General features: G+C 39.2%; 26 protein-coding genes. 16 read left to right on the top strand and 10 right to left on the bottom strand.

Annotated elements, in window-relative coordinates:
* Positions 1-182 precede the first annotated feature (182 nt).
* The 16 genes from rbfA to HMPREF9072_RS00440 all read left to right on the top strand — a co-directional run bounded on the left by rbfA (position 183) and on the right by HMPREF9072_RS00440 (position 11,590).
* On the top strand, positions 183-575 hold the full coding sequence (gene rbfA / locus HMPREF9072_RS00515; RefSeq protein ID WP_009409986.1) for a 30S ribosome-binding factor RbfA: 393 nt from the start codon (positions 183-185) through the stop codon (positions 573-575).
* A 49-nt stretch (positions 576-624) separates the two neighbouring features.
* Positions 625-1,335 (top strand): Fic family protein, encoded by a 711-nt coding sequence (locus HMPREF9072_RS00510; protein ID WP_009409985.1) that lies wholly within the window; start codon positions 625-627, stop codon positions 1,333-1,335.
* 103 nt (positions 1,336-1,438) lie between these two features.
* The gene (locus tag HMPREF9072_RS00505) at positions 1,439-2,593 is read left to right on the top strand and encodes an FtsX-like permease family protein (protein WP_009409984.1); all 1,155 of its coding nucleotides are present in this window, start codon (positions 1,439-1,441) and stop codon (positions 2,591-2,593) included.
* Between the two features lie 71 nt (positions 2,594-2,664).
* On the top strand, positions 2,665-3,429 hold the full coding sequence (locus tag HMPREF9072_RS00500; protein ID WP_009409983.1) for a type III pantothenate kinase: 765 nt from the start codon (positions 2,665-2,667) through the stop codon (positions 3,427-3,429).
* 6 nt (positions 3,430-3,435) lie between these two features.
* Positions 3,436-4,716 carry a hypothetical protein gene (locus tag HMPREF9072_RS00495; protein WP_002674178.1) on the top strand — a complete coding sequence of 427 codons (1,281 nt, stop codon included), beginning with the start codon at positions 3,436-3,438 and terminating at the stop codon, positions 4,714-4,716.
* Positions 4,717-4,730: 14 nt separating this feature from the next.
* Entirely contained in the window at positions 4,731-6,074 is a 1,344-nt protein-coding gene (locus HMPREF9072_RS00490) for a hypothetical protein (protein ID WP_016478252.1), read from the top strand.
* An 88-nt stretch (positions 6,075-6,162) separates the two neighbouring features.
* The gene (locus HMPREF9072_RS00485; protein WP_002674180.1) at positions 6,163-6,399 is read left to right on the top strand and encodes a hypothetical protein; all 237 of its coding nucleotides are present in this window, start codon (positions 6,163-6,165) and stop codon (positions 6,397-6,399) included.
* Complete coding sequence (locus HMPREF9072_RS00480) at positions 6,386-6,652, top strand: type II toxin-antitoxin system RelE/ParE family toxin (protein ID WP_009409981.1); 267 nt, start codon at positions 6,386-6,388, stop codon at positions 6,650-6,652. The genes HMPREF9072_RS00485 and HMPREF9072_RS00480 overlap by 14 nt, the downstream gene beginning before the upstream one ends.
* 3 nt (positions 6,653-6,655) lie before the next feature.
* A complete protein-coding gene (gene lptC / locus HMPREF9072_RS00475; RefSeq protein WP_009409980.1) occupies positions 6,656-7,231 on the top strand; it encodes an LPS export ABC transporter periplasmic protein LptC in 576 nt (191 codons plus the stop codon).
* 14 nt (positions 7,232-7,245) lie between these two features.
* Entirely contained in the window at positions 7,246-7,428 is a 183-nt protein-coding gene (locus tag HMPREF9072_RS00470; protein WP_009409979.1) for a hypothetical protein, read from the top strand.
* Positions 7,428-7,646, top strand: a complete 219-nt coding sequence (locus tag HMPREF9072_RS00465; protein WP_009409978.1) for a YgjV family protein — start codon at positions 7,428-7,430, stop codon at positions 7,644-7,646. Before HMPREF9072_RS00470 ends, HMPREF9072_RS00465 begins: the two co-directional genes overlap by 1 nt.
* Before the next feature lie 117 nt (positions 7,647-7,763).
* Positions 7,764-8,399, top strand: a complete 636-nt coding sequence (locus HMPREF9072_RS00460) for a peroxiredoxin (protein WP_009409977.1) — start codon at positions 7,764-7,766, stop codon at positions 8,397-8,399.
* A 132-nt stretch (positions 8,400-8,531) separates the two neighbouring features.
* Positions 8,532-8,843, top strand: coding sequence for a co-chaperone YbbN (locus HMPREF9072_RS00455; RefSeq protein ID WP_009409976.1), 312 nt, complete (start codon positions 8,532-8,534; stop codon positions 8,841-8,843).
* The gene (locus HMPREF9072_RS00450) at positions 8,824-9,081 is read left to right on the top strand and encodes a hypothetical protein (RefSeq protein ID WP_002674192.1); all 258 of its coding nucleotides are present in this window, start codon (positions 8,824-8,826) and stop codon (positions 9,079-9,081) included. Before HMPREF9072_RS00455 ends, HMPREF9072_RS00450 begins: the two co-directional genes overlap by 20 nt.
* Positions 9,082-9,359: 278 nt before the next feature.
* Complete coding sequence (locus HMPREF9072_RS00445) at positions 9,360-9,776, top strand: CBS domain-containing protein (RefSeq protein ID WP_002674193.1); 417 nt, start codon at positions 9,360-9,362, stop codon at positions 9,774-9,776.
* A 629-nt stretch (positions 9,777-10,405) separates the two neighbouring features.
* Complete coding sequence (locus HMPREF9072_RS00440) at positions 10,406-11,590, top strand: DUF4595 domain-containing protein (protein WP_009409974.1); 1,185 nt, start codon at positions 10,406-10,408, stop codon at positions 11,588-11,590.
* Positions 11,591-11,793: 203 nt separating this feature from the next.
* Here the strand turns inward: HMPREF9072_RS00440 and HMPREF9072_RS00435 are convergent, their stop codons facing one another.
* From HMPREF9072_RS00435 to HMPREF9072_RS00390, 10 genes are all read right to left on the bottom strand, one after another.
* Positions 11,794-14,085, bottom strand: coding sequence for a TonB-dependent receptor (locus HMPREF9072_RS00435; RefSeq protein ID WP_009409972.1), 2,292 nt, complete (start codon positions 14,083-14,085; stop codon positions 11,794-11,796).
* A 153-nt stretch (positions 14,086-14,238) separates the two neighbouring features.
* Complete coding sequence (locus HMPREF9072_RS00430) at positions 14,239-15,510, bottom strand: spondin domain-containing protein (protein ID WP_009409971.1); 1,272 nt, start codon at positions 15,508-15,510, stop codon at positions 14,239-14,241.
* 173 nt (positions 15,511-15,683) lie between these two features.
* The gene (locus HMPREF9072_RS00425; RefSeq protein ID WP_034565928.1) at positions 15,684-15,926 is read right to left on the bottom strand and encodes a hypothetical protein; all 243 of its coding nucleotides are present in this window, start codon (positions 15,924-15,926) and stop codon (positions 15,684-15,686) included.
* Between the two features lie 40 nt (positions 15,927-15,966).
* Positions 15,967-16,398, bottom strand: a complete 432-nt coding sequence (locus HMPREF9072_RS00420) for a DUF417 family protein (protein ID WP_009409969.1) — start codon at positions 16,396-16,398, stop codon at positions 15,967-15,969.
* A gap of 163 nt (positions 16,399-16,561) precedes the next feature.
* On the bottom strand, positions 16,562-16,852 hold the full coding sequence (locus tag HMPREF9072_RS00415; RefSeq protein ID WP_009409968.1) for a hypothetical protein: 291 nt from the start codon (positions 16,850-16,852) through the stop codon (positions 16,562-16,564).
* A complete protein-coding gene (locus tag HMPREF9072_RS00410) occupies positions 16,852-17,415 on the bottom strand; it encodes a sigma-70 family RNA polymerase sigma factor (RefSeq protein WP_009409967.1) in 564 nt (187 codons plus the stop codon). The genes HMPREF9072_RS00415 and HMPREF9072_RS00410 overlap by 1 nt, the downstream gene beginning before the upstream one ends.
* A gap of 468 nt (positions 17,416-17,883) precedes the next feature.
* The gene (locus HMPREF9072_RS00405; protein WP_009409966.1) at positions 17,884-20,148 is read right to left on the bottom strand and encodes an NADP-dependent malic enzyme; all 2,265 of its coding nucleotides are present in this window, start codon (positions 20,146-20,148) and stop codon (positions 17,884-17,886) included.
* Positions 20,149-20,350: 202 nt separating this feature from the next.
* Complete coding sequence (locus tag HMPREF9072_RS00400; protein WP_009409965.1) at positions 20,351-21,226, bottom strand: hypothetical protein; 876 nt, start codon at positions 21,224-21,226, stop codon at positions 20,351-20,353.
* 71 nt (positions 21,227-21,297) lie between these two features.
* Positions 21,298-23,460: a ferrous iron transport protein B gene (gene feoB, locus HMPREF9072_RS00395; RefSeq protein ID WP_009409964.1), complete on the bottom strand. Its 2,163-nt coding sequence runs from the start codon at positions 23,458-23,460 to the stop codon at positions 21,298-21,300.
* A gap of 132 nt (positions 23,461-23,592) precedes the next feature.
* The gene (locus HMPREF9072_RS00390) at positions 23,593-23,841 is read right to left on the bottom strand and encodes a FeoA family protein (RefSeq protein ID WP_009409963.1); all 249 of its coding nucleotides are present in this window, start codon (positions 23,839-23,841) and stop codon (positions 23,593-23,595) included.
* Positions 23,842-24,101: the final 260 nt, after the last annotated feature.

The raw sequence follows: 24,101 nt of genomic DNA, 5'->3' as shown, positions 1-24,101 counted from the left end.
CATTCCCCCTTTGAAGGGGGCTAGGGGGATGTTTTTCCTCTAACTCAACCTCGCACCCCATTTACCAATTCTCTCATTTCCTAATTTCCTAATTTCCTAATTTCCTAATTTTTACCGCTCTTTTGGCATTTTTGGTATTATCAGTATTATTCCCTATCTTTGCACCATAAATAAACAAACTAATGGAAAACAACAGACAAAAGAAAATAGCAGGCATTATTCAAGAAGAATTAGCCAAAGTGTTGCAGCAATCCATACGCGATGCAGGGCAACAAAACCTACTCATCTCGGTAACCAAAGTAAATGTAACAATCGATTTATCAGTAGCCAAGGTGTACCTCAGTGTATTCCCAGAAGCAAAGGCAGCTGAGGTGCTCAAAGGCGTAACCTCCAATGCGCCCCTCATCAAGCACGAACTGTCGCAAATCACCAAACACCAATTCCGTCGTATGCCCGAGTTGTATTTTTATATCGACGATTCTTTGCAATACATTGAGGGCATCGAGCAATCCCTCAAAGAGGAAGAAAACCCCATCGAAAACCGAGACTTGCTCTACAAAAGAAAAATGACGTAGGGTTTAGTAGAAGAAGCTATCAAAACCAAGAAATTACTATGAATAAAAAATGCTTTTAAAACAATTATTACAAGAGAAAGAAACAAAGCTAAAGGGCGGTATTTATCACCGCACTCAGATAGATTTTTGCTATAATTCCAATCATATAGAAGGTAGCCAACTCACACACGAGCAAACGCGCTATATTTTCGAAACCAATACCATTGGCTTTACAGAACAAGCGGTAAAAATTGATGATATTCTCGAAGCTATTAATCATTTTAAGGCTTTTGATGCAATGTTGGAATGCGCTACTGAACCTCTTACCCAAGAGATGATTAAAACCTTTCACGGCATTCTCAAAGCAGATACTTCCGATAGCAATAAAGATTGGTTTGCGATAGGCGACTATAAGAAACTACCTAACGAAGTAGGAGGCAATGCCACCACTCTGCCTGAAAATGTAGAACAGGAAATGACCGCTTTGTTAGTCGATTACTACCAAAAACAAACCAAAACCTTTCGTGATTTGGTCGATTTTCATTGGCGTTTTGAAACCATTCACCCCTTTCAAGACGGCAACGGACGCATAGGGCGTTTGTTGCTCTTTAAAGAATGTTTAGCTAACAACATAGTGCCTTTTATCATTACCGAACAACTCCGTTGGTTCTACTATCGCGGGCTACAAAATTGGCAACAAACAGAAGGCTTTTTGCTCGACACTTGCTTAACAGCACAAGATGAGTACAAGGCAGTAATGGCGTATTTTAGAATTTGCTAATTCCCAAATTTTGCCATTTTGCTAATTACTCCATACCTTTGCACTTTTCATTAATCACTAATCATTAACAATGACTTCAATTTTCTACATAGCAAGGCGTTATATGTTCGCCAAAAGTTCGCAGAACGTTATCAACATCATCAATAGGGTTACGGCTTTTGTGGTAGTGTTGGGCGGTGCTGCCCTCTTTATTGTGCTCGCCGGCTTCGCAGGTCTCAAAAACTTTACGCTTTCCTTCTCCTCTACTTTCGACCCCGACCTAAAAGTGTTTCCTAAAACAGGCAAATACCTATCACTCACCAATCAAGATACGCTCAAATTAAGCCAACTCTCATCGGTAGCACACTTTACCAAAGTGTTAGAAGAACAGGTGTTTCTCACTCACAACCAAAAAAACCACATCGCCTATATCAAGGGAGTAGATGCTGAGTACCCCAAAGTAAACGATGTCGATAGTATCCTCGTGCTGGGCAATTGGGAGCTCTCACCTCCTAGTGTGATAGTGGGCGCTACTATTTTCAATAATCTCGGTTTAAATCTCCTCGATGGTTCTTCCCCTCTACAAATAGTAGTTCCGAAAGCTGGCAAAGGCAGTATCCTAAACGACCCAATGCCCTACCGTCAAGCCTTTTCAGTAGTACAAGGCATCTACCAACTCACGGAAGAATTAGATAAGAAATACGTATTTTCATCATTAGACGAAGCCCAATTCTTATTGGGGCTAAGTAAGGGGCAGGTCTCAGCGATAGAAGTGAAATTGGCTCCAAATGCTGATGAAAAGCAAGTTGCCGAACAGCTCTCACAGCTCTTTCAAGAGCCCGTAGTAGTCAAGAACCGCGCACAGCTAAACGATGCACTTTACCGTATGCTCAATACCGAAAATATAGCGGTGTATCTGATTTTCATTTTGGTGCTCATCATTGCGCTTTTCAACCTCGTAGGCGCTATCATTATGATGATACTCGACAAGAAAGACGACCTGCAAACGCTCTATGCGCTCGGTATGAACGAAAAACAAATGCGACAGATATTCTTCTGGCAAGGCACTATGGCATCGGTAATCGGCGCTCTGATAGGTATTGCCTTAGGCGTTGCGGTAGTCCTTTTACAACAACATTTCGAGTTTGTAATGATAAGCCCTACCTTAGCCTACCCTGTCGCTATTACTCCTTTAAATGTACTCATTGTATTGGCTACCATTGTAGTTTTGGGCGTTTTAGCCTCATTAGTAGCTTCCTCACGAGTACGAGTAAAATAAAAGGAAACAAGAGACCTTCTTTTTTTGGCGCAATTATTGCAGGACAATCACACACCCACTGATTTTTGAAAATGAATTTAATAATAGACGAAGGTAATACGTCCATAAAAGTAGCACTGTTCAAAAAAGGAATACAAACATTCTTTCTTTCCTTTGTCAAAGAGGGTTTTCAAGAATCTTTTTTAAGCAACGTACCTTTAAATGAGGTAACTCATTGCATCATCGCTTCGGTGGTAACTGGGGTTAAAGAGCGTTTCTCTTTCTTAGAACAACTCCTGCCAGATGTGTTATACCTCACAGCTGAAACCCCTGTGCCTTTCGTCAATAAGTATGCAACCCCTCACTCGTTAGGTATCGACCGTTTGGCTCTGGTAGCAGGTGCGGTGACACGTTTTCCCAACCGCAACGTACTCATCATCGATGCGGGTACCTGCATTACTTTCGATATAGTTACCGATAGAAAAGAGTATCTTGGGGGAGCTATCGCCCCAGGCATAGCAATGCGCCTAAAAGCAATGCACCATTTCACTTCCAAACTGCCATTAGTATCCGAACAGTTTTTTGATACTGAACAGTTTATAGGAAATACTACCGAAAGCTGTATGCTCTCAGGTGTCTATCACAATGTGGTGTGCGAAATTGAGGGAGTGATTAAAAAATACGAAGCAAAATTCCCTTCGCTTATCACTATTTTAACAGGGGGTAATCAAAATTATTTGCAAGAAAGAATAAAAAATCAGATATTTGCAGGCTCATACGTGTTGCTCGAGGGGCTGAATGCCATCTTAGAATATCAAACAAAAAAAGGAGAGGCACACGTTACTAATATTGGATAAATATTTATGAACAAGAAACTAATCACACTTATTAGTGCTTTATTTACAACCGTTTACGTGAGTTTTGCGCAACAAACTACTGAGTCGCCTTACTCTTTTTACGGAGTCGGTGAACGCAATTTTAACGGTATAGCCGAGGAAAGTGCTATGGGCGGAATTGGTGTTTATGCCGATTCTACTCGTATCAATATGCAGAATCCTGCCTCACTTTCGCACTTAAAATTCACCGCTTTTTCAGCCGGATTTACAATGCAAAGCAAAAATATTGTTACAAATGAAACAAAAATAGGTACTAAATCCTCCGCCTTCGATTATTTTACACTCGGGTTCCCTATTCTCGAAAACTTTGGGGTATCGTTTGGGTTGGTGCCTTACTCATCGGTAGGTTATAAACTGAAGCACACCACAAGCGAAACAGTAAACCAGTTTGAAGGAAAAGGAAATGTGAATCAGTTTTTTCTTTCCTCTGGGGTAAAGATATTCGGCGGATTCAGTTTAGGAGCTTCTTTCCGTTATAACTTTGGAACCATTGATATGACCGACCTCTTGCAACAAAAAGATGTACAATTCTATACCCAAGAGTTTAGCAAATCACGCCTAAAAGGAGGTGCTTTTAACTTAGGTTTGTATTACGAAGAGACTTTGAAACACCGCTTGCGTTTGTATACCTCATTGGTATATACACCACAAAGTAAACTGTCTTCTGAAAACCAACGCAATATCTCTACCTTAGGCTATGTAGCAGGAAATAATAGGCGTTCCGCACCACAATTGGCAATACGCGAAACACGTGCTTTAGATTTAGAAGCCTTAGGGCTCAAAAATACCTCACTTACCTTGCCCACTCAAATAGAGTTTGGATTAGGTTTAGGAGAACACCAAAAATGGTTTACAGGGATTGAATATACCTATGCGAATACAAAAGCTTTTTCAAATCCATTCCTTACAACCACAAATGTCAGTTATACCGACGGATACAAAATAGCCTTAGGAGGTTTTTGGATTCCTAACTACAATTCCTATTCAAGTTACTGGAAAAGAGTAACCTACCGCATAGGTTTGCGCTATGAAAATACAGGAATTGTGCTCAATAATCAAAACATAAACGACTTTGGCACGTCTTTTGGACTTAGTTTACCCGTAAAAGGATTTTCAAATCTTACCCTTGTGGGAGAATACGGCATAAGAGGTACTACCTCAGCCAGTTTAGTAAAGGAAAATTATTTCAACTTAAAAATAGGTTTCACTTTAAACGATAAGTGGTTCCAACGAACAAAATATCAATAAAAAACAAACAAAGAATGAGAAGAAGAATTTTATTAGCCACAGTAGTTGCAAGTTTCTTTTATGCTGCCTATGCACAAGCACAAGATTGCAAAAACAACGAAGAATTAAAGCAAAAACTCTCTATATTTAGTGAGTATGCCAAAGCCAAAAATTACAAAGAGGCTTATCCTGTATGGAAGGAAGTATATACCCAATGTCCTTCTTTACACTATGCTACCTTTGCCTATGGCGAACGCATCTTGCAAGACAAAATGAATACAACCACAGGTGCTGAAAAGACTCAAAATGCCAAAGAATTGTTACAACTCTACACCGATTATAACAAAACATTCCCTACACGTCTTTCAGCTACTGAAATGCGTATTCGTCAAGCCCTCTTGATGTTCGATGAAAAAATAGGAACAGATAAAGAGATTTACGATCTTTTGCATAAAGCCTTTACCGAAGATAAAGCTAACTTTAAAAACGAAAAGGCTCTGTACTTGTACTTCTCTGAATTAGTTTCTTTACACGAAAAAGGACAAAAAGAATTGCAAGAAGTATTCGATGCTTATGACAACGTATCCGATAAAATTCAAGACGAAAAGAATGAACTTTCTGAAACTATCAACAAGTATTTAGCTCAAGAAGAAGCAGGTACTCTTAGCGAAAAGGACAAAAGGCTCTTGGACGGTTGTCGTAAACGCGTAGATAACTACGAAACTATTGCAGAGAGTGTAGATGCTAAACTCGGTCAGCTTGCTGATTGTAAAAACCTTATTCCTCTTTACACCAAGAACTTTGAGGCAAATAAGAACAATGAAGAATGGTTACGCCGTGCAGCAGGTAAAATGTCAGATAAAGATTGTACTAAAGACCCTTTATTCGTGAAAATCGTAACCTCATTGCACAACGTTAAACCGTCAGCAAACTCAGCTTACTATTTAGGGGTAATGAATGACAAAGCAGGAAACTCTGCCAAAGCTATTCAGTATTACAATGAGTCAGTGAACTTAGAGACAGATAACTTTAAGAAATCAAAATTGCTCATTCGTATCGCCTCTAAACACAGCAAAGCACAAGCCGTTGCCTATGCTCAAAAAGCACTTTCTTACAACCCTTCAAACTCCGATGCTTATCGTATTATGGCACACGCCTACGCAAGCTCAGCTAATGAATGTGGTAGTACTCCTTTTGAAAAAAGAGCCGTATATTGGTTAGCTGCCAAAACTGCTCGTAAAGGAGGTTTGGAAAGTTTAGCTGCTCGTTACGATGCTTTAGCTCCTTCAAAAGTAGATGTATTTGAATCTGGTTTAGCAGGTAAAAACATTACTTTTAAATGCTGGATAGGACAATCTATCACAGTGCCACGTTTGTAAGTAATATGGTGATAAAAAATATAGCATTATCCGTAGAAATGATATAAAATCATCTCTATGGATAATGCTAAAAAAATATCCTTAACTTATGCATACTATCAATTTACAAAATCTACAAACACCACAGTTTTTAACTGATAATAATGGTAAATCTATAGCTTTAATTCCCGCCGAAGAGTATAAAGAATTATTAGCTATAGCCGAAATGTATGAAGATTTAGAAGATATCCAAGCCTTTAAAGATGCTGAGGGAGAGGAAACAGAACCCTTAGATGTTTTTTTAAAAAGAGTAGAGGAAAACAGAAAAAAAAATGGAATCTACTAAAAAATACACTGTAGTAGTTGTCAAAAAGATAAGTAAATTTATCGAATCCCTTTCAGAGCCTCATTATTCTGCTATTGTAAGCGCTTTGGTTTCGCTTGAAGAAAATCCAAGACCTTTTGGTTATAAGAAACTAACAAACGATGATAAGTACAGGATACGAGTGGGAGACTATAGGATTCTTTATAAAATTTTTGAAGAGGTTGTAACAGTTGAAATTGTTAAGGTAAGCCATAGAAAAGAAGCCTATAAATAAAAGATGAGAAGAATTACTCTTGAAAAAATAATAAGAAGTATTGCCTTACTATTATGTATGGCAATGCTTTTTTCGTGTAATAACGATATGCGCAATCTCCAACAGCTGAGCATTCAAAAGAAATTCCCGCAAGGAGAAGCCTTTGATTTTAAACTCGTATACACCGATTCTACTAAGGTGGTTGCTGTTGTTACCAGTAAATTAAATAAAGATTTTACCAATCAGCGTATGCCGTACTCTGAATTCCCCGAAGGGGTGAAAGTAGAGTTTTACGACCAAGCACGGCATAAAAATATCGTAGAGGCTAACTACGGCATTATCTATCCGAGCTCCGATATGGTAGAACTGCGCGACAATGTAGTACTCACTACTTATGATGGTAAGAAACTAAAAACATCTCAGCTCTTTTGGGACCAAAAAGAAGATTGGATTTTTACCGATAGAGAATTTAGTTTTACCGATGAAACTAAAGGTACTGTTACTAATGGTATAGGTATGGATTTCGACAAGAAATTTTCGACTGTAAAAGCGCATAAAACTACAGGTATCTTAGCTATTGAAGATAACGAAGAAGAATAACAATATAAAATAATATGAACGCACGTATATTTTTTGAATATGCCTATTTGGCAATCGCTCTTTACTGTGCCTATGAGGTTTATAACTTGTGGGGCACTGCTGACCGCACTCAGTGGTATTTATACATCGCTTTTGCTTTGGGAGCTTTGGCAATGTTTTGGTTCAGACGTCAAACCCGACTTAAACGCAAAAAATAATGATTGAATTTATTGGTTATGCTGCTTCACTTTTTGTAGTGCTCAGCTTTTTGATTAAAGATAATCTTGTGTATATACGCCTTACTAATTTGGTGGGGTGTGCTCTCTTTGTTGTTTACGGTTACTTAATTAATAGTATTCCGGTGATACTACCTAACAGCTTTTTAATAATAGTACAAATAGTATATATTTGGCGAGAATTGCGCAAGAAGAAATAAAAGAACTTTCTTGCATAATTATTATTTATCTTCATATAAAATCTTTCAATAAAAAAACGTTTCTTCCTATACAAAAACACCCTACTTTTGCACCCGTAAAACAAAACACAATATTATATGTCATTTGTAGGAAAACAATTCCCCAATATCGAAGTGAATGCTATGAGCGACCTTGGGGATACATTCAAAATAAACGTGCTTTCAGAAGCTGTAAACAACAAAAAGAAAGTTCTCCTTTTCTGGTATCCTAAAGATTTTACCTTTGTATGCCCTACTGAGCTTCACGCTTTCCAAGAAGCTTTGGCTGAGTTTGAGAAACGCAATGTGAAAGTAATAGGTGCTTCTTGTGATACTCCCGAAGTACACTTTGCTTGGCTCAATACTCCTAAAAACAATGGAGGTATAGAAGGCATAACTTACCCTATCCTTGCTGATAGCAACCGCAACCTCGCTCGTATTTTAGGTATTCTCGACTCTCGTGAAATTTACGACGAAACAGCTGATGCTTACCTTCTTGAAGGTGATGATGTAACTTTCCGTGCTACTTATCTTATCGATGAAACGGGAAAAGTATTTCACGAAAGTATTAACGATATGCCATTAGGACGCAATGTAAAAGAATATTTGCGTTTGGTAGATGCTTATACTCACGTACAACAACACGGTGAAGTATGCCCTGCTAACTGGGAAGAAGGTAAAGAGGCTATGCACGCTGACCGCAAAGGAGTAGCCAGCTACTTGGCTTCTCACTAAAAAGTAAACAACACTCTTATAGATAACTTGATCATTGTAAGGAACTCATTCTCCCCCTCTTCTCTTTGCGAGAGGGGGGATGAGAATGAGAAAATCACACACTAAAAAACTCATCACTATTTTATTTTTATAATGACAGAACTTACCCAAGATAATTTGCAAGAAATAATAGCCTCTAACCCTCTTGTATTCGTACAATACGGCGCAGGATGGTGTGGTAATTGCAAAATAATGAAACCAAAGTTTAAAAAGTATGCCAGCGAAACTCCTAATGCTACTTTTATTTATGTAGATGCAGAAGCTTTCGCAGAGTCGCGTAAATTAGCCAAAGTAGATAATTTGCCTACCTTCGCTGCTTTTAAAAACGGTACTTTGGTGAACCAAATACAAACGAATAAAGCCGAACTCTTAAAGCTATTTATAGATGAGATTACCGGTAATTAAACACATCGTTCAATTTATTGAGACAAACGACCAAGATTACGTGAATGAGACGGTAGAAACGCTCGAAAATCTCATTGAATGTGAGCAACTCAAAGATGAGGAGCTGGACGTAATAGGCGAATTGCTCTCGAACTTCTACGGAGCTATCGAGGTAGACAATATGATTAAACAAGGTACTCCACAGAAAGACGCCCTTAACAGCTTTATGAAGCGTGTAGTAGGGTCTATAGACAAGTAAAATTATTATTATTTCTTTCACTAACTAGAAACGAAAGAGCCGTTCAGACATCTCTGAACGGCTTTTTCTATTTTATATACTTCCGAAGGTAAGACGAAGAAAGATTAGACCGACGCAACATCAGTTTGAGTTAAAATAACCTGTGAAAGCTCGGGAGTTAAGGTATGTTAGAACGTTAAATATTTGTTAAACACTTTGCTTTATATCTCTTTTATAACTACCTTTGTAGGGTAATTTAACTACAAAACGGAATTATTCATTTTAAAAACGTATATATTATGAAACAAAGAGTACCTGTATCACAAATTATGAGTAAGGAGTTAGTAACTCTTACTCCTACTCAATCGCTTTATGAGGCTGAGCGACTGTTTAAGAAGCATAATATTCGCCATATTCCTGTGGTAGAAGGAGATAAGCTTATAGGTATCGTAAGCTATTCTGACCTTTTGCGCATTAGTTTTGCTGATATGACTGATGGCGAAGAGGAGGTTACTTCGGTGGTGTATGATATGTATACTATTCCGCAAATTATGGCTAAAACACCTCTTACGGTGAGCGCTGATACCTCGATTAAAGAAGTGGCTGAAATACTAGCCGACCAAAGTTTTCACTCTATACCGGTAGTGGATAACGGCAGGTTAGTGGGATTGGTTACAACCACTGACCTTATTAAATATCTTTTGGAACAATACTAAGTGCGAGCCATACAGACGGGGAAAGATTAGAAAATGAGAGAATGAGAGAATTAGAAAATGGGGTACGAGCTACAAGCTCGCACCAGCGGAGGGAATTAGCAAAAGAGTAATGATAAAAATGGTTTTTTAACAGGTCTGACTTGTTAGACAAATCGGACTGGTTAGGGCTTTCGGAAGGAAACGGAGAAATTCAAAAGGTGGTTGAGAGAGATTTTGGTGAAAAAAGAGTGTGAGGATGAATGTAGTTAGCTTATAGGTAGCTTATAGGAAGCTTATACGAATCTTGGACGATTGGTATAGAAAGGGTGTGTAAGTGGCTGATTCATAGTATAATACAACAATAATAAAAATGTTAAAAACGAGGTTTCGAGGCGAAAGAAATCGCTCCTTATAAAGGAGCTGAGGTATTGCGGAGTGCTTTGAAAGTAGAGAAGTATAGCTATACCGTTTTTATCAAAAAAGCGACTCATTTTTGAGTCGCTTTTTTGATTCTCGGCTATGAGCTCTCATTGACTTCCTCGCTACCTTCAGCTGTTTTCATTTCTAACAACTAACTACTAATGAATAAAATTTGCTGATTAACAATTTATTATTACTTTTGCATCTAAATTCATAAAATATTACATTCAATGAAAAAAATTTTATTCAGTATCGCAGCAATAGCAATGCTTGTAGGCTGTGGCAGTAAAGACGATGATACTCCTCCTAATGGCGGTAATGGCAATGGCGGTAATGGTACTACTACCCCTACCACTCAAAACAACTATTTACCTGCTAAAAAAGTAAAGGAGATTGTTTCTAACTTTATTGAAGTTAAAAACAGAGATTACAATGGTAATGACCCAGCTCCGTCTATTTCAAGTGTTTTACAACCTACTCTCAATAGACAAGAGTTTGTATTGAAAATGGTTCGTTTTCTGTATGAGTATGACAATCAAGGGAGAATCAAAAAGATTACTACCAAAGAAGAGGGAGAGAATGATATCGTAAAAACATTTGATTATAAGGCTACCTCTGTGAAAATTACAGTACCTAACGAAGATACAGGGGTTATAGAAACCGTAGAATGGGGGCTTAATGCAGCAGGGAATGTATTGGCTTTAGGGACATACGACAGCAAACAACGTTTAGCAAATGTTAACGATGTAGGTGTTTTTGAGTGGACCAATGATAATTTGACCAAAATCATTGAGAAGAAAAATAGAAATGGTAAAATCATTACTTATGGGAGTAAGCTTAGCTACGGCAATGAGTTGAACAAAAATAAGTTTTTGATGTACAACTTTGAAGGGGATGCTGTGAGTAGCTATATGCAGTATTTTAATTTTCAAATAGGTTGGATACAGGGGGTAGCTCCTAAGAACTTGCTAAAACAAGTGGTTTTAACAAAAGAGGAAGCTCCGTTAAATTATATCTGTAACTATACTTATACTTTTGACAACGATGGTTTTGTAAAGACTATTAACGAAAGCCGAAATGCAAGAGCTGGTTGGGGTACTGGTTTTGGTAGTTATGCTCATGACGAGTATTTAGAGGAATTAGAAGCGCTTATTACTAACATTCAAAATGGTACTGAGAAAAGCAAAAAGTACCAATTGATAAGCGATAAAAGTGATGAAAAAGTGTTTGATATTATTATCCCTATAAAAGTAGAGAAAGATAAGAATGGTAAAACTATCGACTTAACAGTGAATAAAGTAGCTCGCCACACTTTCAAACTTAAAACTAAAAATGGAACACAAGTAATAGATAATATTAATATTGATATTAGTTATAACAGTGATATGACTACTACTTATCAGTTGAATTACTAATATTTGCAATACACAAATAATAAAAGCGACTCGAAAGGGAGTCGCTTTTTTGTATCTTAGAAGAGTGTTTGCAAAATGCCCCTACAAAAACGATATAAATATAACTATTCATCAGTTTATTTAACTTTGCCAAAGTGTGAAACTTTGGCAAAGGTCGTAGCACGACACGCTTTTAGAAAATTTGGTAAGGTTGATAACGAATACTAAATCTTCACTTTCAAACCTACAAACACGGTGCGAGGTAGTGAAGGACCATAGATGTAATCGGCGTCGCGTTCAGCACCTTTGTCGAAATCTTTTTGATATTGGTTGAAGAGGTTTTTGATACCACAACTCACTTCTAAGGGGAAGAAAGTTTGGAATTTAAACTCATAAGCGGTGTTCACGCCTACGTCCCACATTGCGGGAGTGGTTTCTAAACGCGTATCGGGGATATAACCTTTTAAGTGAGTGGTTTTCATACTACCTGTATATACGGTTACAAAGTTGATATCCCAATTAGGGCGTGGTTTATAGGTTGCCATCAGGTTGCCATACACATTAGGCGTGCGGAGAATTTCATCGGTATAGACGTTTTCTTCGGGGTTTTGTACACTATTGTATTTAGAACTTTGGATAGTGGTGGCGAGTTGAACCATAAATTTGGGATTGGGGCTGTACTTCACTTCTATATTTACTCCCTTCACTACGGCACCATCGGAATTGCGTTTCTCACGAATAGGCAATCCGTTTTCTAAACCTGCATCTTCGTAAGTAAAGCGGTCGTGCAAAGCTGTATAAAATCCTTCTATCATCGCTACAAATTGGTGGTTATCGTGAGCGTGGTTATACTCAAAAGAAGCGGTAAAGCTATCGGAGGTCTCTTTTTTAAGATTATCGGCGAGTTTTACGCGTCGTGCTTCACCCCCTTGCAATTCGCTGTGTACATCTTCTGAATAGAAGAAAGGCGCTCTAAAACCACGTGAATACGAACCCCGAGCGATGAAATTCTCATCGATATTGTAGAGGACACTCGCACGAGGGTTGAGTGCAGTAACTGATTTCTTTAATAAATCGGAATTGACATTGTCGAATCGGACACCCCCGAGCACTTTGATTTTGGGAGAGATACGCCAATCGGCTTGAGTGAAGAGACCAAATGTATTCGCTTTTTGGTTTACGGCAAGCACATTAGGATTCTGACGCTTTTCGGCTATCTTGTCGTATTGATATTCGGCGCCCGACGTCCATTGCAAATTGCCGTTGCCCGTAGGCACATAAGCCGTATGCTGTCCGCCAAGTAACCATATATTCTCTTTAGTAACGCCATAGTTGCCAGAAGAGGCTACTATATCAGTACCATCGAAACTGCCGTAATAGTTATCGGCGCGAGTGCGTTCGGCACTGGTATAGGCGGTGAACTTATGGTTATAGGCAGGTGAAAAGTAGTCGAAACTTGCATTCCCTCCAAGCATTTGAGTGCGAATGCTCTCGGCAAGGTCGGCAAGGTGTTCGGGTTCGTCGAGTTTATTACCTCCGCGACGGTTTTCGTTGCTCACGTTCAGTTCGGCGGTGAGCTTATGACGGTCGGTGAAATCGTTAAAGAGTTTTGCACCAGCATTGAGATTGCGCAAACGAGTGATTTCGGTAAAGTCATCGCCATTATCGTCGTAAGACTGACGTGTGCGTTGCATAGCGTGGAAAGAGATACCGCGCATATAGTTCTCACTCACGAGAGAACCATTGAAGGAGCTTACCACATCGGCTGATTTACCGCCTATGAGGTTGCCCACAATACCTGCTTGTGCCTCGTTTTTGGTAGGGTTTTTAGTAATCACATTGATAGTACCGGCAATGGCATTAGAGCCAAAGAGGGCAGAACCACCGCCACGAATCACCTCTATGCGCTCAATCATATTGGCAGGGATTTGGTCTAAGCCATACACACCATTAAGCGAGCCAAAGATAGGACGGCTATCGATGAGGATTTGGGAATAAGCACCCTCCAAACCGTTGATGCGCACTTGGGAAGTACCACAGTTCTGGCAGTTTACTTCGGTGCGCAAACCCGGTTGGAATACCAGACCTTCCATCAAGGTATGGGCTTTGACGTTTGCCAGTTCGCGATTGGTAGTAACACTCACCAGTACAGGTGCGTCCTTACGGTTTTCTTTGGTTTTGGTAGCTGTTACGACCACTTCTTCCATTCCGACCACATCTTCTTTGAGAGAGACATCTTGAGAGAGAGTCTCTTCTCCTGTGATTACAACTTTATCGTTATAAGGAATATACCCCAACGAACGCACTTTTAGCCTATATTCTCCAGCGGGTAAGGAAAGAGAATACTGACCATTGCGGTCGGAGGTTGTCCATTTTTTGAAGGTTTTACCTTCGAGTTGAACAGTTACGGCTTCTAAGGGTTGACCCTCTGCCGTGATAGTACCTTTGAGTGTCCCGTTTTGGGCAAAACCCAAAGTACTGAAAGCTATGATTATAGCAGATAAAAACGTTTTCATATAGTACTAATTTTGTTTATTCGGCGCAAAAGTAATATATTTTTAGACAATATAAAAACTTTCTAAAAAATATTTTAGCTAAGGGTAAAATAAAACTACCGTGAAACGAACTTCACGGTAGTCCTAATTTAACCATTCATTTAGAAAAGAAAATTATTGGAGAGTAACTTTTATTACTTCGCTTGTTTGGGGTAGAGGGAAAACATTGCCTACTTTTTCGATAACTTTATCTTCTTTTTGAGGAATCCCACCAAAGAGAGCTTGTTTGTTACCTGCACCAGGAAATTGGTCTACACCTGTACCACTGTCATAAAGAGCAGTTTTATCGGTAAGATTACCTCTATCAGTAGTTAATATATTGGTACTATTGGCATAGAACCAGTCGTTAGAATAGCCGAACATTAGAGCATAGGCCACTTTGTCACCTGTAGCTTTTTTGATAGTAGTCATCACTTTAGTATTAGGAGCTATGGGAGCATTTCCCGCAATGTAAACCTCTTTTACTTCTTTTAATTTTTTAAGTTCCATTTGGAAGGTTTTTACATCTCCCATTTGAGATAGCTTTTTCAAGCCTTCAGTAGCTTTTTGTCCCATAGTAAAAAGAGGATTTTTGTTACCGGTATAAACTACTACCACAGCGGGTGATAAACCTGTAATAATACCTGTTTGGGCTTTTACTTTTTGATATAGTGGTTCAGGGTTACCGGTTTCGGAAAGTATAGTAAGTTCTTTTGTGCTTTTTTGACCAGCTTCAAAGAAAGGTTTCTCGTCTAAAAGTTTACCACCTAAAGTATTCGCCACTACCCATACACCAGGAGCAAAAGGAGTTTCTAAGGAGTTACCTTCAGTATCTTTTTTCCCTTTGGAAGTATTGATGATTTTCAACGTAAAAGCTGAACTTTGCTCATTATAAGAAAGTATTAACTTCATTAGATTTTGAGGCATCGTTTTATCTTTGATAGAAGTGATTACCTTATCTTCTTTTGTACCGTTTGTATTTTCCTTACTACCATTATCCCAAAGACTAACATCGGAGGTAATTACGCCCGTTTTAGGATTCCCTTTTTCGTCGTAAAGTTCTATACCGGGTTGCTTAGCAGCGAAAAACCAGTCTTTGGAAGCTCCAAACATCATTGTAAACATTAGGCGTTGCCCTTTGCCCGCGTGAAAAGTAAAGGAAGTAGAATTGGTTTTGGGATCATTAGAAGGAAGTATGAGATTTTTAATTTCTTTATTATCCTTTTGTACAGAGCCTTCTCCTTTGAAAATACCGCTTTCTACATACTTCATTGGTTTAACTACATTCTCAAAGGTAAGAATAGCTTGTGTAGGACTTACAGGGGGGATTGTGTCCATTTTATCTTTCTTACAAGACACAACAAGTGTTGACAGAATTACTGCCACTGATAAAATTTGATGTTTCATAGTGAAATGTTTTTTATAAAAAGTGATTAATTCTTTTACTAAGAAAAGAGGTGAAGAAAAGGTTTTAGGTTGGTAGGTTTCTTCATATCCATTGTAAAATAAAAGAGTTCAGAACTCTTTTATTTTTTGAACGGATAATAAAACTAAATCATAGATGAAAGAACACAAATAAACTACATCTTGTTATCAGATGTATTCATTGGTTTTTGTTCTTGCTTTTTATCGCAAGATTTCTTGTCTTTTTTACAACAAGACTTCTTACTTTCCTTAGAGGAGCTATATTCCTTGTCTTTTTTGTCACAAGATTTTTTGCAACTCTTTTCCATAGCCGGCTTTTCTTGCATTGGTTTCTCTTGGGCGTTTGCTGCAGAAATGGTAAAAAGACTGACTGCAACAAGTGTTAAAATGTTTTTCATACTGATTGAATTTTTTATGTTAGTGATTAAAATACTAAGTTTAAGGTTTCCTTAGACTCATAAAACCAACCCCTAATAAGGCAACATCTTTTAAAATGAAAAAATCCGTAACTGGAATACCTTCAATACTTCGCCACATATTAGGGGTGGTAAAAATAAAGCTAAGTGTTAAACAGAAAGTGATGGAGTTTCCTATAAATGCTATCTTTCGCACTGTTGCGAAACGCACTCCTATAATAAAAGCAAGTGCTATACTAATTTCAATACAACCTATTAAATTTGATACCATTTGCTCTGAGGCTATACTATACAACCACGAAAGTAAAAAATGATGACTTATAAGAGGTTTAATAGAAGTAGCCTCTACATTAGTAAATTTAAATATTCCAAGCCACAATAGGATTAATGCTGTACCAAAAAGACCTATATAATATCCTACTTTGTAAATGCGTTCTGTGTGTGCGTACTTCATATTCTTTTAGATTTTTCGTAACCTTAGTCAATTAAAAGATTGAAACTTGACATATCAAAAAAAGTTCTTCTTTTTTGTAAGGAAGAAGGGGAAACTTCTAAAAAACCTAAAAAGAAGCTTCCCTTCTTCTTGTCTTAAAAAATTGAATTGAACTAAATGCGATTTATGATTGTGTATGCAAGCGTTTTTTCAAATCTTTTTTAAACTGTTCCATCTCTGCAGTCTTGATAGGACTATGTTCTTCTTTACTCAAAAAAAACTTTTGTAACCACTGATGTATAGCAAAAGCTTTTTTACTATAGTTTAAGCATATCTTGCAGAGATGTAAATGAGCTTTTAGTTGTAGTTGTTCTTTTAGAGATAGTTTGCTGTGTAATTGCTTTTCAATCATAAAAGTAGCTTCGTTACACGGCAAAATAGCAAAGTGAATGAATTTGTGTAAAAGGCGTTTCATTATTCTTTAAACCAATTTATTTCTAAGCACTCCTTGAGTTGCATACGGCTACGTTGCAACATCTTCCAATAGTTAGTCGGTGTGATATTCATAACCTGACAAATTTCAGAAGATTTTTTACCTTCGAGATAGCACATTTTCATTAGAATAGACCATTTGGTAGGAAGTTTATTTAGACAATTTTGTAAAGTTTCTCTAAAGTCAGTATCATCAAGAAGATTTTCCAAAGAGGAAGTATCTTCTTCCCACTCGTCTATTTCTTGGTTCTTTTTCCAATTGCCGTCTTCATCGAAAAAATAATCGAAATTTACGTGTGGAGATTTGTATTTCTTTTTATAAAAATCGGCTATTTTGTGACGTAAAATAGCTTTGAGCCAAGTAAGAGGGTTACTTCTGTTTTGAAAAGAATCATAGGAGGAAAGCGCTGTTAAAAAAACTTCTTGTACTAAATCTTCTGCTTCCACTCTATCGGAAACTAAATAGCAAGCGTGATCTAACAATTTTTCGGTATAAGCGTCTACCCATTGCGCTACTTCTTCAGTTGATGATTTCATATTTAGCATTATTTTTTAGTTGATATTAAATATATTTTCTTATTTTTAGAATAGTCATCAAAAGTTATAAAACCTGACAAAAAAAATACTATTTATTTTAAAGCATTTAAAATATATTTGAATAAGTCTTATAAATAATATATCTTGATAAGAATCAAGACAGATAGAATCTTTTTACTTTTTCTCAAGAGAAAACGAATCTTAAACAAAGCCACTAAGATCCTTCTTATGGATACATAAGTTGGATGAAGCTAAGACGAAGATAAGGTCCTATTTTTTTCATTTTTAGAGAAATATATTACGCCCTGATTGATATGTTTTACCTATATCTCTGATATAATTTAGGCAAAGGTAAAAAATATTTATCAAATGATAAAAAAAGACTGTTCAAAATATTTTGAACAGTCTTTCCTAATATGAAAACAACATTTTTTTATTGTTTATATAACTTCGCAGTAATTGTTTGTGCGACTCGTACTATTTTTGTTGAGCATCAATTACTGCAAGGGTAGCGAGATTTACCATTTCGTCGACAGTAGAACCGATAGTGGTGATGTGAATGGGTTTAGAAAGACCTAAAATCACAGGGCCTATGGTGTCTAAGTGTTGGGTTTCCTTGAGGAGCTTGTAACTGATATTTGCGGCTTCGAGGTTAGGGAAGATGAGTACATTAGCCCCTTTGCCCTTGTTGAGCTTAGAGAACGGATAGTTCTTGGCAATCTTCTCAGGATTGAGAGCAAAATCGGCTTGGATTTCACCATCGACTACTAAATCGGGGTGGTGCTTGTGAAGGTAAGCTACTGCCTCACGTACTTTCAGGCTACTTTCGGATACTGCCGAACCAAAGTTAGAATACGACAACATCGCCACAGAAGGTTTTAAGCCAAAGAACTTCACGGCACGTGCTGTAAGCAAGGCGATGTTAGCCAACTCTTCGGCAGTAGGGTCGATATTGATAGTAGCATCTGAAAGGAATAAAGGACCCTGTTTGGTGAGCATAATGCTGGTGGCTACGATACGCTCTACACCTTCGTCTTTTTTGATGATTTCGAGTGCCGGACGAATCGCATTAGGATAAGCGTGAGAGTAACCAGTAATCATTGCATCGGCTTGACCGGTTTCTACGAACATCGTACCAAAATAATTGCGCTCGCGCATTAGGCGTTCGGCTACTTCGTAGGTGATACCACGACGTTCGCGCAGTTTCCAATAATACTTTACAAACTTCTCACGACGTGTTTTTTCGGCATCACTTTTAGGGTCGATTACATCTACACGACCGGTGAAACCTATTTCGTATTTGAGCGCTTTTATCACTTCTTTATTACCCAAAAGCACAGGAATACCGATACCATCTTCATAAATGCGTTGAGCAGCTTTAAGCACTTCCAATTGGTCGGCTTCAGCAAATACTACGCGTTTAGGATTTCGTTTGGCACGGTCTTGCAATAGGCGAATTTCTTTGCTACCTACACCAATTCTGTCCATTAGTTCGCCTTTGTAGGCTTCCCAGTTGGTAATAGGCTTTTGTGCTACCCCTGATTCCATAGCGGCTTTGGCAATAGCGGGCGGTACTTCGTATATCAAGCGAGGGTCGAACGGCTTAGGAATAATATAGTTACGACCAAAGGTGAGATTTTCACCTCCGTATACCAAACTTACTTGCTGAGGTACAGTTTTCTTGGCAAGATCGGCGATAGCACGTACCGCAGCGAGTTTCATTTCTTCGTTGATTTTAGTAGCGCGAACGTCCAACGCTCCGCGGAAGATATAAGGGAAACCGAGCACGTTGTTCACTTGGTTAGGGAAGTCGGAACGACCTGTAGCCATAATGATATCTTTGCGGGTTTTCACCGCCAAATCGTAATCGATTTCAGGAATAGGGTTTGCCATTGCAAATACAATAGCGTCCTTATTCATAGAGAGCAACATCTCGGGGGTGAGCACATCTCCCTTAGAAAGACCAATAAATACATCAGAACCTTTTACCGCTTCTTCGAGAGTACGGAGATTGCGGTCAGTAGCAAATTCGGCTTTTTGTTCGGTGAGGTTAGGAGCGTCTTTACGAATCACACCCTTACTGTCGCACATTACGATGTTCTTAGGGTTGGCACCCAAAGCCACGTACAAGCGTGTACAAGAGATAGCGGCGGCTCCTGCGCCATTTACTACTATCTGCGCTTTAGCAATGTCCTTACCTACAATTTCTAAAGCATTGACAAGGGCTGCTGCCGAGATGATAGCTGTACCGTGCTGGTCGTCGTGCATTACAGGGATATCCAATTCCTCTTTTAGACGACGTTCGATCTCGAAAGCCTCAGGCGCTTTGATATCTTCGAGGTTGATACCCCCGAAGGTAGGAGCAATAGCTTTTACGGTTTCTACGAACTTATCGACATCGGTGGCATCTACTTCGATGTCGAACACATCGATACCTGCAAATATTTTGAAGAGCAAACCCTTTCCTTCCATTACAGGTTTAGAGGCATCAGCGCCTATATCGCCTAAACCGAGCACGGCAGTACCGTTGGAAATTACGGCTACGAGGTTGCTCTTGGTAGTATACTTATAGGCGTTGCTTTTATCTTCGGCAATTGCCAAGCAAGGTTCGGCTACTCCAGGAGAGTAAGCCAACGCGAGGTCGTGTTGTGTAGAATGTTTTTTGGTAGGCACAATAGCGATTTTACCAGGTTGTGGAAACTCGTGATAGTGTAGTGCCTCTTCTTTTTTTCTTTGATCCATTTGATTTAGGTAAGAGGTAAGAGGTAAGAGGTAACGGCATTTGTTACCTAATTACGTGTTACCTATTATTTGTTTAGGGGGCAAAGGTAATAAATAATTACGAATGACGAATGAGGAATAGTGAAAAAGTATTATATAACATCAGTTTGAGTTAAAGTAGGTAGCTAAAATTGAAACGAAATCAAAGTATTACCTTTGAAGATTATTTCTTCATCATCTTTGCTGAAAATATAAAAATAAGCAGTACAATCACTCCCATTACCCACCAAAGGAGTTGCTGATGAGATTTTTCGGCAGGAGTGGAAGATGCTTTTACAGAAGAGCTTTCTGTTTTGGGTTGTTTGAGCACTTCGCCATATTGCAATTCGGTGAGTTGTTTGGGGATATCGGTTATGAAGTGCTCTATATCATATTCGGGGGTATAATCATCTTCTTTGCCATAAGCTAAATAATAGGTACGATTAGGGTCTAAAAAACGAGCCGCTAAGGTATAACGTATTGCATATACTACGACTTCGCTAATAGGAAGAGGCTCGTTATCTCCGTTTTCTATTATTATTTGTCCGTATTTCACAAGAATATCATCAAAGGAGAAGGTATTATTGGTTTTAGAACTAAGAGGCGCTTCTCTTAAATCGTAAGAACAATAACTATCACAACGCTTTTGCGCATACGATTCGGTAACAGAAGTAGCGAGATTTAGCTTCCTGTAATAATCATAAGAGGCTTGAGGGACAATGCGTATCTTACAGATGCGAAGAGCCTGAGGTAGACTGAAGTTTATGTAACTGCATTTGGTTTCTTTACTGTTTATTACTGAGAAATTGACCTTGTGTTTTACGATGTTATTAGTGTCGATTACTGTATAAGGGACTTCGATGGTATCAGTAGCAGATACGCCATAAATACGGAGGTCTGTGCCATAACTTTGGAATTGTGCAAAGGTATGGTCGGGTAAAATGAGTTTATGCCAAGCGTTCCCCTTTACACCTTTCAGTTCTTGCTTATAGGTGTAAGAAGAGAGTTGTGCATAAGTTGTAGTGGTTAGGAGTGTAAAGAGCAAAAGAAAGCGTTTCATATCATTGCTTATTAAAATATCTGTGCAAAGATAGCCTGTTTTAACTAAAAAAGCAAATGTTTTTTAGGTTATTACCATAGTTTTGCCACCAAAAAACACACTACTATGCCATATAGTACGGGCAAGAGTGTAGCAATGAGCGTCCATTTCTTGCTATGGGTTTCTTTGTATATCGTGTAGATAGTAGTACTACAAGGATTATGTAACAAGCTGAAGAGCATTAGGTTTATGGCGGTGAGGAGTGTCCAACCCCCAGCGTGTAGCAAGGTACCTACTTGAGAGGTTGAGGCTTCCATCAGTACGCCAGCCCCCTCGCCTACTGCTGTTTGCCCTAAGACCATAGTGGTGAGCATCAGCACGGTGGGAATGACGATTTCGTTGGCTGGAATGGCAACGATATAGGCAAGCAGGATTACGCCGTTTAAGCCTATAAACACGCCTATGGGGTTTAACCCTTGAATGAGCCAGAGAGCAATGGGCTGGTGAGCTATTTGGAGATTGCATATCAGCCATATTACTGCTCCCGCAGGCGCAGCAAATACAACAGCGCGCCAGAGTACAATAAGGGTTCTATCGATAAGCGATGTATAGAGCGTTTGAAAAAAGCGCGGTGGACGATAAGGAGGCAACTCCAATACAAAAAACGACGATTCGCCTTTGAGAAGTGTCTTACTTAATAACCACGAGGTGAAGAATGAAAAGACAATGCCCAACACGGCTATGCCTATGACAGCAAGCATTGCTACTGTATCGCTCCACTGCTTAGGCACTAAAGCCCCGATGAACAATGTAGCGATGAGTATTTGGGTAGGCCAACGACCGTTGCAGAGCGAAAAGTTATTGGTGATAATGGCAATGAGTTTTTCACGCGGACTGTTGATAATACGCGTTGCTACCACTCCTGCGGCATTACAACCAAAGCCCATACTCATTGTGAGGGCTTGCTTGCCGTGAGCGCCTGCTGTGCGAAAGAGCTTATCGAGATTAAAAGCTACACGAGGCAAGTAGCCAAAGTCTTCGAGGAGGGTGAACAGCGGAAAGAATATAGCCATTGGGGGTAACATCACTGAAATGACCCATACCGTAGCCAAATACACTCCATCGATAAGGAAACCGCTAAGCCACCAAGGAAAATACAAAGCATTCGCTCCATTTTTCAAGAGCGGATAGAGCCACCCTACAAATAAATCGGAGAGCCATTGCGAAGGGTAATTAGCCCCGATAATGGTAATCCACAGCACACCTGCCAAGAGCAGAAACATAATAGGGAAACCCCAAATTTTATGTGTTACGATTTTATCTATCGCGCGGTCGATGCGGAAAGAGCGCGCGGTAAAATCGGTACTGACGGAGGCATTGGTAAGGGCAGTAGCTTGGGCGTAGATTGCTTCTACCAAATCGTTGCGGTACGTATCGCCTAAGAGATGGTGATATTCTTCGGCAATACGCAAGATACGCGCCTGCCTTTCGGGGTTATTTTCAGCAGAAAAAGCTCCTTCTTCTATACCTTTTTGTACGCTCTCATCGCCTTCGATGAGTCGCATTGAGAGCCAACGTGTATTCGGTAAATCGGGATTTAGTTCAGAAAGTGCCTTCTGTAACTCAGCAATAGCTTCGGCATTTTGCTTAGGAAGGTCGATAAAGGTTTGTTTTTTCGTTTGGAATTTACCACTTACCACTTCTTCGATAGCAAAGAGCAAATCGGCGATACCTTCTTTGGTACGTGCAGATGTTGCCACTACGGGAATGCCCAAATCGCGTGAAAGAGTGCGTGTATCGATATTGATGTGATGCCGGCGCGCCTCGTCCATCAGGTTGAGACAAAGCACTGCTTTATCGGTGATTTCGAGTATTTGAAGTGCCAAGCTGAGGTTGCGTTCTAAACGACTTGCATCTACTACGATGACTGTTACATCGGGTTTGCCAAAGAGAATAAAGTCGCGTGCTACTTCTTCGTCTTCGGAAGTAGAAAGCAGCGAGTAGGTGCCAGGTAGGTCGATAATGCGGTATCGTTCCTTATGGAATGAGAAACTACCTTCGGCACGTGTTACGGTTTTACCAGGCCAGTTGCCAGTGTGTTGGCGCAAGCCGGTAAGAGCGTTGAAGACGGTGCTTTTGCCGGTATTAGGATTCCCTGCGAGGGCAATGGTATAGTTATAAGTGCCTGCCTCTTCACCTAAGGGTTTTAGGGAAGCGGAGGGGTTGAGGGCACAAATATCGCAAGTGTTTTTCATAGTTGTATAACAAGCCGAACGCTTGTTTGATTTGTTTATATTTATTTTTTCTTATTTACAAGGATTATCAACTTTGCCAAAGGTGCGAGCCGCACAGGCAAAAACTTTGGTAAAGTGTAGCACACCTGACACCTAACCCCTATCCTCTGCCACTTGAATCAGCACACAGAGGGCATCGGTTTTGCGGAGGGCGATTTGGGTGTTGTGAATGCTATAAGCAACGGGGTCGGATAGGGGACTGACGTTTTCTATCTTGATTTTTGACCCGCGTACGAAACCTAAGTCGAGCAAGCGTTGCCGTACTTCTTGTCGGCTTTCAGGGGTAAATCCTGCAATGACAGCGCTTTGTCCTATTTTCAGTGAGGCTAAGGTAATGGTCATATAAGCGTTTGTATTATCAAAATATATTTTTAGACAAGCAAAATTACAATCTTTTATTGAATTGACAAAATTATTTTAGGTTTTTAGATGTGAGGCTTTAGGCCATAGGCAATAGGCACTAGGAATTGCGATGCAAAAACGATGAGTGGAAAATGAGAGAATTAGGAAATGAGGGAATTAGAGAATTAGAAAATGAGAGAATTGGTAAATAGGGTGTGAGGTTGTATTAGGGGAATGAGGCTGTGCCTCAGAAATCAAAC

Origin of the sequence: Capnocytophaga sp. oral taxon 324 str. F0483, from assembly GCF_000318315.2 — a bacterium.
In the GTDB taxonomy this organism is placed as follows: Bacteria; Bacteroidota; Bacteroidia; order Flavobacteriales; family Flavobacteriaceae; genus Capnocytophaga; species Capnocytophaga ochracea.
The sequence above is the reverse complement of the archived record's forward strand: the minus strand, read 5'-3'. Positions and strand labels throughout refer to the sequence as shown.